The organism is Legionella sp. W05-934-2 (assembly GCF_964199965.1).
In the GTDB taxonomy this organism is placed as follows: domain Bacteria; phylum Pseudomonadota; class Gammaproteobacteria; order Legionellales; family Legionellaceae; genus JAFIFT01.
This window is the reverse complement of record NZ_CAXMZT010000003.1, coordinates 215,402-230,949: the sequence shown is the minus strand read 5'-3', so window position 1 is coordinate 230,949 and position 15,548 is coordinate 215,402. Positions and strand designations below refer to the sequence as shown.

Below are 15,548 nucleotides of genomic sequence, written 5' to 3'. Positions count from 1 at the left end.
GAAATGCGCGCACTCGCATGGTTTTTATTGTGGTCGATTGCTAAATTAAGCTTTTCTCTTCCCCCAGGTTTTGTTTATTTGCAGAACATAGCTCCGGACATCAAGCAAGATATGCGTTATGCGACCAACAACAATTTTGTTGGTCGCCCGATTGCTGGTTATCAATCCGGTGTGTGCATTCTAACAAAGCCGGCAGCAGTTGCTTTGCGGAAAGCTCAGAAACTAGCAAAAAAGATGGGTTATAGCCTGAAAGTGTATGATTGTTATCGCCCAAAATGGGCCGTGGATGATTTCTATCATTGGAGTCAAAATCACCTATCGAATGCTTATCAACCCGCTTTTTACCCACGCGTAAGGAAGAATCAATTATTCCAAAAAGGTTATATCGCTCGCTATTCGGGACATAGCCGTGGAAGCACGGTTGATTTAACATTAATTCTTGCAAATGAACCAAAACACCAGCCCCATCTCCGGGCCATTAAACGCTGCTATGACTCAACATTGGCTTATCTAAACGATAATTCAATTAATATGGGCACACGGTTTGACTGTCTCGACCCGAGCGCGCACTTTCATTATGCTAGACAATCAAAAGAGCAATTATCGAATCGGAAGCGACTGCGGAAAATTATGCGTCAAGCAGGATTTAAGCCCTACCACAAGGAATGGTGGCATTTTACGTTAATTAATGAACCTTATCCTGGGCAATATTTTGACTTTTTAGTCAGATGAACGCCAAATACTACACAGTAATATTTAATATTACAGATTGGTAAATATTATTGCTTTTTTTGCCTGGTTTCTTTACCATAGATGACAGTGATCGTCGTTCAGGAGTCAAGGTGACACAAGTAACTATTGAGTCGCTCGAACAGAGCAACACCCCCTTAAATAGCTCGTGGAATAAGCAAGATACCTTATGGACGCTTAGCTTATATGGAACAGCAATAGGAGCCGGCACCTTATTCCTGCCGATTAATGCGGGTATCAACGGGCTTTTGCCATTATTGATTATGACGATCTTGGCTTTCCCAATGACCTATTATGCCCATCGTGGTCTTAGCCGATTTGTCTTATCATCACCAAATAAACACGGCGATATCACCGATGTCGCAAAAGAATATTATGGTCAACGCTCAGGCCTTCTGATTACGTTCTTTTATTTCTTTGCCATTTTTCCAATTTTACTGATGTATAGCGTGGCAATCACCAATACCGCTGAGAGTTTTTGGGTGAACCAACTTCATTTTCAGCCTATCTCCCGACCTTTATTATCCGGTGGTTTATTAACTGGCTTAATGCTAGTCATTGTCTTTGGTCAACAGATGGTGCTGCGCTCAATGAGTATGCTTGTTTATCCGTTTGTTATCGTACTATTGGCACTATCGTGTTATCTCATTCCTTCATGGAATTTATCGTACTGGATTCATTCACTGAATAATTCGCCATCGCTTCTGTCCACCTCGACAATGTCTAGCATTGCAATTTTGATTCCGGTGATGGTATTTTCCTTCAATCATTCACCGATCATTTCCTCGTTTGCTTTACAACAAAAGCAAACCTATGGGAAAGATGCAGATCAAAAAAGTTGTCAGATATTAGCGACAAGCCATCTATTGATGATTGCAACGGTAATGTTTTTTGTATTTAGCTGTGTTTTTACCTTAACTCCTGAAGACATGCAGTTGGCCAAGCATCAAAATATCTCTATTTTATCGTATTTGGCAAACTACTTTCACCAACCTTTTATCTCGTTAATTGCACCTATCATCGCTTTTGTTGCCATTGCTAAATCGTTTTTTGGCCATTATCTAGGCGCAAGAGAAGGTTTAAAAGGTCTATGGCAAAAAGAAGTTCATCCTACCAATCCCTTATTGAAGAAAGCGTTTTTGCCATCGATTGATTTATCCATATTGGGGGCATGCTGGATTGTTGCTACCATCAATCCTTCAATATTAGGCATGATTGAAACATTGGGTGGGCCCATCATAGCGATCATCTTGTTTCTGATGCCAATGCATGCGTTGTATCGCATAGAGCGGCTAAAAGCCTATCGACAAACGATTGCGGATATATTCACAACTATTATTGGCCTTTTGGCATTGTCAGCCATTCTATACAAATTGCTGGGTTAAGATCTGTTGATAGGGGCAATCGTGAATTGCCCCGATTTTCATGGCAAAATTGTGTATATTTTCGATGCCTCTTGTGACCATCTTTTTTCTGCGGCTTTTTTGCGATAGAATACACCTCTTTTTCTTTGCAGGTATTCAGTTTGAGCGATCTAAGTCATATCCGTAATTTTTCAATCATTGCTCATATTGATCATGGTAAATCAACCTTGGCTGACCGCTTTATTCAAATATGCGGGGGCTTGACAGATCGTGAAATGGAAGAGCAGGTTTTAGACTCAATGGATATTGAGAGAGAGCGTGGTATTACCATTAAAGCCCAAAGCGTGTCCCTTAATTTTACAGCTGAAAATGGACAAACCTATTTATTAAATTTCATTGATACCCCTGGGCATGTTGATTTCAGTTATGAAGTGTCCCGTTCGTTGGCCGCTTGTGAAGGTGCTATCTTGGTAGTCGATGCGGCACAAGGCGTGGAAGCGCAAACGGTCGCGGTTTGTTACACTGCTATTGAGCAAGAATTAGAAGTTGTCCCGGTTCTTAATAAGTTAGACCTACCCCAAGCTGAGCCTGAGAGGGTATGCAATGAAATTGAGAACATTATTGGCATTGAAGCTCGCAACGCTCTCAAAGTGTCGGCAAAAACGGGAGACGGTGTACGCGAAGTTTTGCAAGCAATCGTTGATAAAATTCCCCCGCCGAAGGGTGAAATTGAAGAGCCGTTACAAGCGTTGATTATTGATTCATGGTTTGATAGTTATCTTGGGGTTGTTTCCTTGGTTAGAATCGTCAATGGCCAGCTGCAAAAAGGCGATAAAATGCGGGTGATGTCAACGGGCCGCAGCCATGAAGTGGATGAAGTCGGGTATTTTACGCCAAAGCGGCATAAACTAGCCGCTTTAAAAGCAGGTGAAGTAGGCTATGTGATTGCTGGCATAAAAGACATCCATGGGGCACCGGTTGGTGATACGTTAACCCTTGAGAAAAATCAAGCCAAAAGCCCATTGCCTGGATTCCAAAAAGTAAAGCCGCAGGTATATGCCGGGTTATTTCCAATCAGTGCGGATGATTTTGAAGCGTTTCGTGACGCTTTGAATAAATTGAGTTTAAATGATGCGTCGTTGTTTTTTGAACCGGAGTCATCGGAAGCACTGGGGTTTGGTTTTCGCTGTGGCTTTTTAGGTATGCTGCATATGGAAATCATTCAGGAACGTTTAGAAAGGGAATATGACCTGGATTTGATATCGACTGCGCCAACAGTGATTTACCAAGTTGAAACCACGAAGTCAGAAATGATAATGGTGGATAATCCCTCCCACTTACCAGGCGCTTCGCAAATCAAACAGATGTATGAACCCATCGTTCGGGCTAATATCTTGGTGCCTCAAGATTATCTTGGCCAAGTCATCTCTTTATGTACTGAACGTCGGGGTTCACAAGTCAGCATGACTTATAGTGGCTATCAAGTCTCGGTCGTTTATGACATACCCATGAGTGAAGTGGTTTCGGATTTTTTTGACAAGTTAAAGTCACTCACCCGAGGATACGCCTCACTCGACTATAACTTCTTAAAATTTGAGCCGGCAAATCTTGTTAAGATGGATATCTTGATTAATGGCGATAAGGTGGATGCTCTGGCGGTCATTGTCCATCGTGATGTGGCCTATCAACGAGGCAAGGTATTAGCTGAAAAAATGCAAGAACTCATTCCCAGGCAGATGTTTGATGTGGCCATCCAGGCTGCTATTGGTAACCATGTCATCGCAAGGCAAACGGTCAAAGCATTACGCAAGAATGTGACAGCGAAATGCTATGGGGGAGATGTCACGCGTAAACGCAAATTATTAGAAAAGCAAAAAGCAGGTAAAAAGCGAATGAAACAGGTGGGTAGCGTGGAGATACCCCAAGAAGCCTTCATGGCAGTGTTCCAAACACACAAAAAGAAAAATTAAAGAGGGTCTGTCGACATTTCGTCCCGTTTGCTTGCCACCCGGAACGAAATATCAACAAACCCTAATAAAAAAGGATATTAACGTATGAGTTTTGCCTTATTTTTATTAGTCATGACAATCTTAACCGGCGTTTTGTATGTCTTGGAGGTTTTTTACTATGCGAAAAAACGCCCGGCCGGCCAAAAACGGGGAAGAATTTTAGAGTTTGGTCATGGGTTTTTCCCAATATTTCTAATTGTCTTAATCTTGCGCTCATTTTTAGGTGAGCCATTCCGTATCCCATCAGGCTCCTTAGAGCCCACTTTACAAGTCGGTGATTTCGTGGTGGTGAACAAGTTTTCTTATGGTTTGAGGTTGCCAGTCTCTGAAACAAAAATACTGCCAATTTCCGAACCTAAAACCGGACAAATTGCGGTTTTCAGATGGCCGCCTGATCCGACTTATGATTTTATTAAACGCGTGATAGGCGTGCCGGGTGATAAAGTGGAGTACCGTGATAAAGTGCTCTACATCAATGGCAAAGAAATAAAGCAGACATTTATTGAATATACCACCGATGAAAGCTCTGGACGTACCGTCGCAAAATATGAAGAAGATTTGGCGGGCACTAAACATGCCATTTACCTTAATCCTGAAGCATATTCTGCTGATTTTTCCTTAGTTGTTCCCCCAAAACAATACTTCATGATGGGCGATAACCGGGATGATAGTGCTGATAGCCGATTTTGGGGATTTGTACCAGAATCCTATTTACGCGGTAAAGCGGTGATGGTTTGGCTCAGTTGGAATGGTCAGACTGGCTCTGTACGTTGGTCTCGAATAGGAACTATACTGTAGGGTATGAGGACACGCCCCAGGGTTACTCTTACCGATGGTTTTAACTTATTGAAAGGAATGAAAAATGAGACGGATGCAAGGCATGACGTTAACAGGCATGTTAGTATCAGCAGCGTTGGTTGTTATATTCGCAATTTTTATTATGAAGGTTGCACCCATTTATTATAATAATTATAAGGTGAAAAATGCCGTATCGGCTTTGACCAATATTTCCTCAGAACGGTTTAGCCATGATATGTCGTATAACTCTGACCAAATCCGGCGGATATTGATTAATCAATTTTATATTGATAGTGTTATTTCAATTAAGCCCAGCAATATTGTTATTAAGCCGATAAATTACAACACCTTCAACATTAAAATTGATTACGAAGTGAAAGAAAAAATGTTTGCCAACATCAGTCTATTAGTGCACTTTAAAGTTGAACAAGAGGTAAACATTAATGCGCCCTGATGTTGAAAAGCTTTGTTTATCACTTAATTACCAATTCAATCAAGCCGCCTTGCTAAACCTTGCATTAACCCACCGAAGTGCAGCGACTTCCCATAATGAGCGGCTAGAGTTTCTTGGTGATTCAGTGTTAAGTCTAGTGATTGCTGAAGCTATTTATCAGCGATACCATAATCAAGCAGAAGGTGTTCTAAGTCGGCTACGTTCCTATTTGGTGAAAGGGGATACCCTGGCTGAGATAGCGCGAGAAATCAAGCTGGGTGATTATTTAATCATGGGGCAGGGAGAATTACGGAGTGGGGGATTTCGTCGAGCGTCGATTTTAGCAGACGCTTTAGAAGCCGTTTTTGCTGCTATTTATCTCGATGGTGGTTTTGAAGCATGCAAAAAGTCGATTTTGTTCCTGTTTGAATCCCGATTAAACGATGGCTCTTTAATCAATGATATCAAAGATGCAAAAAGTGTTTTGCAGGAAAAACTACAATCTCAGGGAATGGACTTGCCCGATTACCAACTGGTGAAAACGGTTGGTGAAGAGCATGCTCAGCAGTTTTATGTCCAGTGCCAACTAAAATCCCTTCAACTTTCAACAGAAGGGGTGGGCCCATCTCGTCGGAAAGCAGAACAAAAAGCGGCGAAAGCGATGCTGGCCTTGATAGGTAAGTAGCATTTTCAAGCTAATTGAGCAATCGTAGGTCGAGCCAAGTCCCATAGCCATCAAGCTAAGGGAGGAATAATCCTAAAAATCCAGCCCGCATACAGCGAAGCGGAATGCGGGAAATAACCCTCGGCGCAACCGAGACAAAAAAATAACACCCATGGAAATTCAAACGTTTGGCTCTTTTGAGATGTTTCGGCTTTGTCGTGGTTGAGTTCCCGTATTACGGCTATGCCTCCATACGGGCTACTATTTAAGGATGGGTTCCGCAACAGGAGTGGCTTCCGTTTTTTCCCCTCGATTAAACAAGGAATATAAACCCAGTCCTGTCACAGCGGTCGTTGTAACACCAAGACCAATTGCTGCAGGTATACCGATGCCCGTGCTTGCTACCAATAATCCAACACCAACGCCTGCTAATAGCGCAACGAGAAAAAGGGCGATATTTTTTGCTGCCGCAAATAGCAACTGGAGCGTAAAACTTCCCGTTGGGGCGGGTGGCGTTGTTTCAGGGATTGCTTTATTGCTGCTTGGAATAGGCAAAACGGAAGTTTCCTGTGGACTATTCGACTCAAGTGCTTCAGGATGTTCTGAGCTATATTTTTCTGCTGCCTCAACCCCAAGTAATCGGATGATACTTGTTTCATTAGCACGCAGCTTCTCCTCAAGCTCGCGTTTTTCTAACGCCAACGTCAGTTTCTTAGTTTGCCATTGTTCCAAAGTTTGTTTGGCTTCTTCTGAATTTGCATTTTGAATGGCTTGTTCCACTTCAGCGATTGTATCATTGGTTTCCTTCAGTGAGTGCATAATTCCCTCTTGCTCTTTCAAAAGCATATGGATCTCTCTTTCAATAGGACATTCACGTTGTCCTTCAACCAAGGCTAAATAAAATAAGCGTTTTCTTTCTTTTTCGAGATCATCCGTACTGACGGGACTTGGGGTACCGGTTTGTTGGCTTCCTGAATTATCCGTCGCCGCGGGTTTCTTCAAAGGGTTAATCAATCCACCTGAGCTCTTTGAACCCGATGTATTGTCCATTGACTGACTGGTACCTTTCTTAGCTTTGTGCTGGTTAGCATAGAGTTCAAGCAACTTTTGTTGCTTTTCAATAGTATCTTTATCCACTGAATTGACATCCACACTTGGAAAACCATCATCTGTTTTCTTTTGGCCAGTAGTGGCTATTTTTGTAATTGTCCGCAATTCAAATTTTTTAGATGGTCTTTGAGCTTCAGGGATATCGGCAAGCAACTCGCTTGGAATCAATGAGGTCCAATGGGAATTATTATGGTTATCTAATAGTATTTGAACGACATCACCCGACATTTGCACGCCATCTCGGGCGATAGAAAAAGAAATCGGGTTTTCTTGGGTGAATTCGCGGTGCCCCTCTTCACCAATCATACGCTCATTGGTAATAGCGCGATGCATGCATAACATGGTTTCTTCACTTGCCCATATTTTGGGGGTGGCCAAACGATGTCTATATTGTTCAAGCAAATTATTGCTATTAAAAAAAGCAATCGTTTTAGCATTTATAAGTGAGTCGAATATCTGAATTTTTCTTTCTTTAGTGAGATCCGATGGTTTTTCTGTATTGCATAGACGTTTGTATTGCTCTGCAAAATTCTCTCTATGTTCGATATAGAATGACAATATGTTTCTGGCAAAATTGGGCAATTTATGAAGCTCTGCAGAACTCAAATCATGCTCCTTTGGAAAAGGGGCATAAGAGGCGATGTCTGAATCACCAACGATTGCTCCTTTAAATTCCATGAGCATCGGATAGTTTGCTACTGCAAATATATGGGAAGAGTCATCTTGTTTTGATTGATACTCTAAAATGACTTGTTCTGCCGCAAATTCTCGTAAGGGCTGACCTAATTTGCGTTGGATTTCATTTAACTCGACCTGAGTAAACGCTCTTTTTTCTTTCCGCGTGTCTTCAATTAGCTTTTTTAAGTAATTGCTGTCAACCTCTTTAACCTTTAATAACTTATCGATAATTCTGCTGGTCATCGCATTATCCTTGGCATGACGCAATACATACATTAACGAGATAGCATAGGCCAAATATCCACAATTGCCATCTGCAAAATTGTCGATGAAATAATAGTTTTTACTGCCCATAATTAGCCTTTAGGAGTGTAAATTTGAGTTATTATATCAAAATTAGATTAAATTAACCATAAATTAAGCACATGGTGGATGAATAATCCTTTGTACTGGACAAAAAACAAAGAACTAATACGAGCCCGGGCACCATTAGCATTGGGCACGGGCACGTCTTAGATATGAGTTTTTGTCCGGTACAAAGTAAATAATCTAAGTACTGGATAATTATTAACAAGTCGCCATTACAAAGATAAAAAAAATACCACGTATAAGATGTCAACGTTCCTCGTTAAGCGCTTCAAGGTTTTCTATGGCCTCTAACCAATCTTGTTCCATTTGACTAAGCTGGCTTTTGATAAGGTGTGCCTTGTCTTGAAGCGACGATAATTTATGTGCATTGCCGGCTTCATACAAGGTGAGATCCGATAGATCATTTTCGATCGTTAGGTGTTCTTGCTGTAGTTCTGTAATCTGCCTTTCCAGCTTATCAACGCGGTTAGTTAATTGCTTTTTTTGCTTAAATAGCTGTGATGAATCAGCTTTCTTAGTGGTTGAGTTGAGAGAGGTTTGTAGTTGACTTAGCCATTGATAATAGTCATCGAGATCGCCGTCAAACGCTGATACTCGGTTATTGTATATAAGATAGAATTGGTCAACACTGTTGCGTAGTAAATGCCTGTCGTGAGAAATCAAAATCATAGCGCCTTCAAAGCTTTGCAGGGCTAGGGTAACGGCGGCACGCATGTCAAGATCCAAGTGGTTGGTCGGCTCATCGAGCAGTAATAAATTTGGTTTTTGCCAGACTAATTTTGCCAGCGCCAATCGCGCTTTTTCACCCCCTGAAAAATGTTCAATGGTTGTCAGGGCATTATCCCCTTGGAAGCCAAACCCCCCTAGGAAATTACGTATTTCTTGTTCACTTACTTCGGGTGATAAGGCTTGAATTTGAGCCATGGGGCTTTGATGAACGTCTAACTCTTCGAGCTGATGTTGGGCATAATAGGCAATATTTAAATGCTTTGCACGATGGATTTGGCCCGCTAATGGTGCGATACGTTGAGTTAACGTTTTTATCAAGGTGGATTTCCCCATGCCATTCGGGCCAAGAAGCGCAATTCGATCCCCTGGATTGATGGTTAAATTGACTTTCTGTAAAACGGGTTCGCCTTTTTGATAGCCCGCGTCTAATTCCTCGCTTTGAAGCATGGGCGATGAAACCCTGTCACAGGGATAAAATTGGAAGGAAAAATTGGAATCCACCTGGGCTTGTGCGATTAGATTTATTCTCTCAATCGCTTTCAAGCGACTTTGAGCTTGCTTTGCTTTAGATGCTTTATAACGAAACCTATCAACAAACGACATTAAATGAGCCACTTTTGCTTGTTGCTTTTCATAGGTAGCTTGTTGTAAAGCGAGCTTTTCGGCCCTAATTAGTTCAAATTGACTATAATTCCCGGAGTATAACGTGAGTTGTTGGTGTTCAATGTGTAAGGTGTGACTGGTAAACGCATCTAAAAAATCGCGGTCATGTGAGATGATGATGATTGTAGCAGGGCTTTGTTTTAACCATTTTTCTAGCCAATAGATAGCCTCCAAATCCAGGTGGTTAGTCGGCTCATCTAACAGCATCAATTCGGCTGGCTTCATAAGGCAGCGCGCCAAATTTAACCGCATACGCCAACCGCCAGAAAAGGCTTTAACGGCTTCTGTTTGGCGCTCATTGGCAACACCTAACCCCGCTAAGATGGCTGCCGCTTGAGCCGGTTTTGCGTATCCATCGGTCTCCGAAAGGCGATTATGGCAGGCAACCATTTTATCGGCATCACCTAAGTGTTCGGCTTCCTTTAATTCATGCATCAGTGCTTGGTAATCGACATCGCCACCCAACACATAGTCGATAGCAGGTTCTTCTGAATCGGGAACATGTTGGGCAAGATGGCTAATGCGCAAATTGTTGTTTAGTAAACACTCCCCTTCTTCAGGGTGGAGTTGGCCTAAGATAAGCGAGAATAAACTCGATTTACCTGAGCCATTTTTACCAACCAGGCCAACTTTTTGTTTTTCAAATAAGCTAATAGAAGATTTTTTGATAAGAATTTTGTTCCCTTGCATCAGGGTTAGGTTGGTTAAATTAAGCATACGACATCTGTTTAAATAATGTGGGCTATAATTTTACTATCTCATGTTGATTTAAACCACTAATTTGTCGATAATCTGGTCACAATTGTTGAAATATTGTTAGGAGTGCTTATGAAAAAAAAATTCTATCCAAAAAATAGTCATAATCAGCAGCATGCTAAGCAAACGCCTTCATACCTTTCGCTTTTTCCAAAGGAATCATTTTCTGAGGAGATTGAAGAAGGATGCGCCTATGCTAAAAAAGGCAATCTTAGGCAAGAACTAATAAAATATTTAGCATTAAATCAAAGTAACGATATAATTATCGTGACGCAAAAATTGTATAGTTTTAAAGAAGCGAAACGAAATGATGAATGGATTTTTGAAACAGGTATTCGAAGATTAGTGCACCATAAAAGTCAAAATGTGCTTGTTATCCCGTTTGATATAATGGAATCTAACATAACAGAGTTGACCGATATTTTAGTCCAAGGGAACTATAATACAACTATCTATCATGTAGGACATGGGTATTTTGGAATTTTTGATGATGCAAACAACGCACGTGAATATGCAGACATATACCTTACTATTTTTGACAAGCTCAAGCCGAAAAAGTTAAAAATATTTGGATGTCATACTGCTGAAGCACTGGATGAGCGTGAGGCGAAATCCAGCAGCTCTCATTTTAGAAAACAATTTGGCTATCAAGATCAAGATTACTCTAGAATTGAAAATACCTTTCATGTCTTTGCACAAGAAGTGAGTGAATTCACCGACTACCCTGTATCCGGTTATGTTGGTGCAAGTTTTGAACGCATGGAAAAGTCGAGGCATAATACGCATGATAAAAAAATTCATAGTTATTGTGTTTTCTTTACTGATCAAAAGGGCTCAGAAAAACAGATAAGGCAGCATGAAGCTAGGGTAACCTATCAGAATGGTAAAGTAATAGAATCAGGTCCAAATGGACCTATTTATGACAAAATAGAAAAAGAAAGTTTGGGTTCATTTTTTGCTAAAACCATTTCGGATGTAAAGGAAAATAGAGATTACGTGAAAGAGCAATTAAATCCATCAAAAGAGGAAGAGCAATTAAATCCATCAAAAATTGACTGAAACTAACGGCATTGCTTTGGAGTATCCCTTCGTCTTAGCGTATTGAATATCTTATGATGCTCACTTATAATGCTTTATTTTTGGTCTAAGTGTTATGCGTCGCCAAGACTTTCATTTTCAATTGCCCGAATCTTTGATTGCGCAATACCCATTAGCAAACCGTTCTGATTCTCGCCTTTTGGTTCATGATCCCAATCAAGGAGGCTATTGTCATCAACATTTTAAATCCCTGCCGGAGCATCTACAAGCTGGGGACGTATTGGTGATGAATAATACCAAAGTGATGCCAGCGCGCCTGTATGGGAAAAAATCGACGGGCGGGCAGGTCGAGGTCTTGATAGAACGAATGGTGGATGACTACCATTGCTTAGCCCATATCAAAGCGAGTAAAGCGCCCAAACCCGGGACGATACTTGTCATTGACGGCCAATGGCAAATCGAAGTCACTGGCCGTCAAGATGATTTATTTATGTGTAAATCGTTCTCGTTACTGAATGATATTTTGCAAAAAAGCGGTCATGTCCCTTTGCCACCCTATATACATCGCCAAGATGAAGTGAGCGACAAGGACCGCTACCAAACAGTTTATGCTGCGCATCAAGGTTCTGTTGCTGCCCCAACGGCTGGACTTCATTTTGACAAGCCAATGCTTGATTCTTTGCAATCTCAAGGTGTTCATCTCGCATATACGACTTTACATGTCGGTGCTGGGACATTCCAACCGGTCAGGGCGGACAATATTTCAGACCACAAAATGCATAGTGAGTGCTATTTTCTTCCAAGTGAAACCGTTGAAATTATCCAAAAGGCAAAGTCAGAAGGCAGGCGCGTCATTGCCGTGGGTACAACAACGATGCGGACACTAGAGAGTGTCATGCGTTCAGGGTATCTTCAGCCTGGCCATGGCGAAACCGATATTTTTATAACCCCAGGCTATCAATTTCAACTGTGTGATGGTTTGATTACTAATTTTCATTTGCCTGAATCAACCTTATTGATGTTAGTATCTGCCTTTATTGGTTATAATGAGGCAATGGCGCTATATCAAGAGGCGATTGGTCAACACTATCGCTTTTTTAGTTATGGAGATACGAGTTTATTATGGCGAAAAGCCCAATGAATCAGGCTATCGCGGTTAAAGTGATGCCCCATGACGGGCAGTATTTAACGGATATTGATTGGCATACGGCTAACGTGTCAGCTATTTGCTATGATTTGGAAATGGTTGCTTTTTATTCTCAGGATGTTAAACCATCTTGGGAGACAATTGCCGACAAAATTCACCCTTGGCCAAATTCTGTCATCCTAGATCTTAGAAACTTGTCCTTTAAAAAAGACAAATTAACCCTCCAATCCCCCTTAAATGGTCAAAAGCACCGTATTGATTGGGGTCCTTGGCTAATGGAAGCTATCTGCCAATTGGATTATTATTGGTTAATGCCTGACAGATCATTGTTGGCTGACTCAGTTGTCGATTGGATTTCTCAATTACCGCAACATAAACTAGTGCAGTTAAGTTCGATTATCAATCCATCAAAAGCGTGGCAATTGTTCGAGGAGAGGCAAGCTTTTTGCTTGGAAACGCTCGATCAACAACATACCTGGTTGTTGACTGAGCAATTATGCCCAAAATCAACTGCGGGTTTGTTATTGGATGAGCATGGTATCTATCAAATCACCGATGATCAATGGGTTAGCTCAACAAAGCCATTGGCGAATCGATGTGATTGTGAAGCTTGTGGGCTGGGTTTGCAACGATGTTATTTTCATCATCTCCACAGTTATGTCCCGCTTTTGGCGAACCGATATTTAACCATGCATAACCTTTGTCAACTGAAATTTTACATTTGACCATTGTTATCACCAGCAAATCTAGATATTATGTTCACCCATAATGATTTGTTATGATAAGTAGGAGTATCCTTATGAGTTTTTTCATTGCTGATGCAGTAGCAGCAGCTTCAAGCAGTGCCCCTGCAGCGGCACCTGGTGAAAGCATGTTCCCAATGTTTATGCTATTAGCTATTTTTGTTTTGTTCTATTTTATGCTCATACGCCCACAAAATAAGCGTGCTAAAGAACACCAAAAGCTCATTTCTGAGTTGCGCAAAGGTGATGAAGTGATTACCAATGGTGGCTTTTTAGGTAAAATTGTCAAAATTGATGATCAATATATTAAGGTGGCATTGGCCGATAGCATTGAAGTAACCATTCAACGAAATGCTATCAGCTCAGTGTTGCCTAAAGGTACCCTAAAGTCTATTTAATATCAACGTCGAGAGACACGGACTATGCACCAGAATCGTTATCCCTTGTGGAAAAATATCATGCTTGTCGTTTTGGCAGTGGTGGCATTGGTTTATTCAATTCCCAACTTATACACTGAAGAACCGGCCATTCAAATTAATCCTCCTGCTGGCCAATCCGTTGAAAAAGTTTCAACTGAAGTAAAGCAAGCATTATCCAATGACAAGATGCCATTTGAGCGCTTGGATGTGGAAAATAATCAGATCGATATTCGTTTTTCATCAACGGATAACCAATTAAAAGCCCGTGATTTATTGAAGGCAGATCTCGGTAATGATTATACCATCGCTTTGAATTTGGCGCCTACAACGCCCAACTGGTTGTCCTCGATTGGTGCAGAACCGATGAAGCAAGGTCTTGACTTGCGTGGGGGAGTGCACTTTTTATTGGAAGTCGATGTTGATGCGGTTATTGGTCGTCGATTTGAGGGGATGATTAAGAGCATTGCGCAAGATCTTCGCGAAGATGGCATTCGTTATTCGGGTATCCGATATTTTAAAAACCAAGGTGTTAATGTTCGTTTCCGAAGCCTGCAATCGCTCGAAGATGCATTGAGGAGTTTAAAAGCAAAAAATCCTGCTGCGGTGTACACCAAATTTGCGGATTCATATAGCATGATTGTTACTTTACCACCCGCTGAATTGAATCAAATTAGACAGAATACCATTGATCAAACCATGAGTATTCTACGTAATCGAGTGAATGAATTAGGGGTGGGGGAAGCAGTAGTACAACAACAAGGTGCCACACGCGTGGCTGTCGATTTACCGGGCATCCAAGACGCAACCAGAGCCAAGCAAATTTTAGGTGGAACAGCAACGCTTGAGTTTCATATGGTTGATTCTGAAAATGATCCGATGTTGGCAAAGCAAACGGGCGCTATCCCCATTGATAGTCGTTTGTATGATATGAAAGGTCAGCCTATATTACTGAAACGCCAGGTGGTTCTTAGTGGGGATGCAATTACCAGTGCGGTCTCTAGTTTTGATCAACAATCAGCAAGTCCCTCCGTGCAAATCCAATTAGGCGGTGGGGGCGAAGCGCTCTTTAGTAAAGTGACGCGAAAAAACATCGGCAAACGCATGGCAATCGTGTTTGTTGAAAGTAAAACAACACTGGAGCCTGATTCGAGTGGCGACTTAAAACGTGTAACCCGGAAAGAAGAGCGCGTTATCAGTGCGCCAGTCATTCAATCAGCCTTAGGCAATAATTTTCAGATTACCGGTCTGACTGATAGTAAAGAAGCCAGTAATTTAGCCTTGCTTCTGCGAGCAGGTGCTCTACCAGCGGCTATTTATCCCGTTGAAGAACGTACCGTAGGCCCAAGCCTTGGTAAAGAAAATATTCGCCGAGGAATCATTTCCCTTGAAGTTGGTATGGCATTGATTCTATTAACGATGCTTGTGTATTACCGATTTTTTGGCTTGGTTGCAAACATCGCGTTAATATTGAATTTGTTGTTTTTGACAGCTCTCTTATCAATCATCGGTGCGACTCTGACGTTACCTGGTATTGCGGGTATCGTGCTAACAGTGGGCATGGCCGTCGATGCAAATGTGTTGATTTATGAAAGGATTCGTGAAGAAATCCGCAATGGATTAACACCGCATGCTGCCATCTTTGCGGGGTATGAAAGAGCATTTTCCACCATTATTGATGCGAACATCACCACGTTGATTGTTGGTGTTGTGTTGTTTGCAATTGGAACAGGACCAGTAAAAGGCTTTGCCGTAACATTGTGTTTGGGTTTATTGACGTCAATGCTAACGGCCATTACTTACACGCGAGCTATGGTGAATTGGTTCTATGGTCGCAGAAATGTGAAAAAACTATCAATAGGTATTTAGTCGAGGGGCGAG

Annotated in this window: 13 protein-coding genes; 11 read left to right on the top strand and 2 right to left on the bottom strand. The window is 41.6% G+C overall.

Annotated elements, in window-relative coordinates:
• Positions 1-3 precede the first annotated feature (3 nt).
• The 6 genes from AB3348_RS04685 (at position 4) to rnc (ending at position 6,039) form a co-directional block, all read left to right on the top strand.
• Positions 4-732 (top strand): M15 family metallopeptidase, encoded by a 729-nt coding sequence (locus AB3348_RS04685; RefSeq protein WP_367606407.1) that lies wholly within the window; start codon positions 4-6, stop codon positions 730-732.
• A gap of 110 nt (positions 733-842) precedes the next feature.
• Positions 843-2,135 (top strand): HAAAP family serine/threonine permease, encoded by a 1,293-nt coding sequence (locus AB3348_RS04680; RefSeq protein ID WP_367606406.1) that lies wholly within the window; start codon positions 843-845, stop codon positions 2,133-2,135.
• Between the two features lie 140 nt (positions 2,136-2,275).
• Positions 2,276-4,084 carry a translation elongation factor 4 gene (gene lepA, locus AB3348_RS04675; RefSeq protein WP_367606405.1) on the top strand — a complete coding sequence of 603 codons (1,809 nt, stop codon included), beginning with the start codon at positions 2,276-2,278 and terminating at the stop codon, positions 4,082-4,084.
• A gap of 84 nt (positions 4,085-4,168) precedes the next feature.
• The gene (lepB, locus tag AB3348_RS04670) at positions 4,169-4,921 is read left to right on the top strand and encodes a signal peptidase I (RefSeq protein WP_367606404.1); all 753 of its coding nucleotides are present in this window, start codon (positions 4,169-4,171) and stop codon (positions 4,919-4,921) included.
• Between the two features lie 64 nt (positions 4,922-4,985).
• Positions 4,986-5,375, top strand: a complete 390-nt coding sequence (locus AB3348_RS04665) for a DUF4845 domain-containing protein (protein ID WP_367606403.1) — start codon at positions 4,986-4,988, stop codon at positions 5,373-5,375.
• Complete coding sequence (gene rnc, locus AB3348_RS04660; protein ID WP_367606402.1) at positions 5,365-6,039, top strand: ribonuclease III; 675 nt, start codon at positions 5,365-5,367, stop codon at positions 6,037-6,039. Before AB3348_RS04665 ends, rnc begins: the two co-directional genes overlap by 11 nt.
• A 240-nt stretch (positions 6,040-6,279) precedes the next feature.
• Here the strand turns inward: rnc and AB3348_RS04655 are convergent, their stop codons facing one another.
• Positions 6,280-8,160 carry a hypothetical protein gene (locus AB3348_RS04655; protein WP_367606401.1) on the bottom strand — a complete coding sequence of 627 codons (1,881 nt, stop codon included), beginning with the start codon at positions 8,158-8,160 and terminating at the stop codon, positions 6,280-6,282.
• A gap of 261 nt (positions 8,161-8,421) precedes the next feature.
• Positions 8,422-10,284 carry an ABC-F family ATP-binding cassette domain-containing protein gene (locus tag AB3348_RS04650; RefSeq protein ID WP_367606400.1) on the bottom strand — a complete coding sequence of 621 codons (1,863 nt, stop codon included), beginning with the start codon at positions 10,282-10,284 and terminating at the stop codon, positions 8,422-8,424.
• Between the two features lie 111 nt (positions 10,285-10,395).
• On the opposite strand from AB3348_RS04650, the gene AB3348_RS04645 reads away from it, so the two are divergent.
• The 5 genes from AB3348_RS04645 (at position 10,396) to secD (ending at position 15,536) form a co-directional block, all read left to right on the top strand.
• Positions 10,396-11,382 (top strand): hypothetical protein, encoded by a 987-nt coding sequence (locus AB3348_RS04645; protein ID WP_367606399.1) that lies wholly within the window; start codon positions 10,396-10,398, stop codon positions 11,380-11,382.
• A 94-nt stretch (positions 11,383-11,476) separates the two neighbouring features.
• A complete protein-coding gene (queA, locus tag AB3348_RS04640) occupies positions 11,477-12,502 on the top strand; it encodes a tRNA preQ1(34) S-adenosylmethionine ribosyltransferase-isomerase QueA (protein WP_367606398.1) in 1,026 nt (341 codons plus the stop codon).
• Positions 12,499-13,233, top strand: a complete 735-nt coding sequence (locus AB3348_RS04635) for a hypothetical protein (RefSeq protein ID WP_367606397.1) — start codon at positions 12,499-12,501, stop codon at positions 13,231-13,233. Before queA ends, AB3348_RS04635 begins: the two co-directional genes overlap by 4 nt.
• A 74-nt stretch (positions 13,234-13,307) precedes the next feature.
• Complete coding sequence (gene yajC, locus AB3348_RS04630) at positions 13,308-13,649, top strand: preprotein translocase subunit YajC (protein ID WP_367606396.1); 342 nt, start codon at positions 13,308-13,310, stop codon at positions 13,647-13,649.
• A 24-nt stretch (positions 13,650-13,673) separates the two neighbouring features.
• Positions 13,674-15,536: a protein translocase subunit SecD gene (gene secD / locus AB3348_RS04625; protein WP_367606395.1), complete on the top strand. Its 1,863-nt coding sequence runs from the start codon at positions 13,674-13,676 to the stop codon at positions 15,534-15,536.
• Positions 15,537-15,548: the final 12 nt, after the last annotated feature.

Excerpts from the sequence above, each read along its gene's own strand:
- AB3348_RS04685 (WP_367606407.1), top strand. The coding sequence starts at position 4 with ATGCGCGCACTCGCATGGTTTTTATTGTGGTCGATTGCTAAATTAAGC.
- lepB (WP_367606404.1), top strand. The coding sequence starts at position 4,169 with ATGAGTTTTGCCTTATTTTTATTAGTCATGACAATCTTAACCGGCGTT.
- AB3348_RS04665 (WP_367606403.1), top strand. The coding sequence starts at position 4,986 with ATGAGACGGATGCAAGGCATGACGTTAACAGGCATGTTAGTATCAGCA.
- rnc (WP_367606402.1), top strand. The coding sequence starts at position 5,365 with ATGCGCCCTGATGTTGAAAAGCTTTGTTTATCACTTAATTACCAATTC.
- AB3348_RS04655 (WP_367606401.1), bottom strand. The coding sequence starts at position 8,160 with ATGGGCAGTAAAAACTATTATTTCATCGACAATTTTGCAGATGGCAAT.
- AB3348_RS04650 (WP_367606400.1), bottom strand. The coding sequence starts at position 10,284 with ATGCTTAATTTAACCAACCTAACCCTGATGCAAGGGAACAAAATTCTT.
- AB3348_RS04645 (WP_367606399.1), top strand. The coding sequence starts at position 10,396 with ATGAAAAAAAAATTCTATCCAAAAAATAGTCATAATCAGCAGCATGCT.
- queA (WP_367606398.1), top strand. The coding sequence starts at position 11,477 with ATGCGTCGCCAAGACTTTCATTTTCAATTGCCCGAATCTTTGATTGCG.
- AB3348_RS04635 (WP_367606397.1), top strand. The coding sequence starts at position 12,499 with ATGAATCAGGCTATCGCGGTTAAAGTGATGCCCCATGACGGGCAGTAT.
- yajC (WP_367606396.1), top strand. The coding sequence starts at position 13,308 with ATGAGTTTTTTCATTGCTGATGCAGTAGCAGCAGCTTCAAGCAGTGCC.
- secD (WP_367606395.1), top strand. The coding sequence starts at position 13,674 with ATGCACCAGAATCGTTATCCCTTGTGGAAAAATATCATGCTTGTCGTT.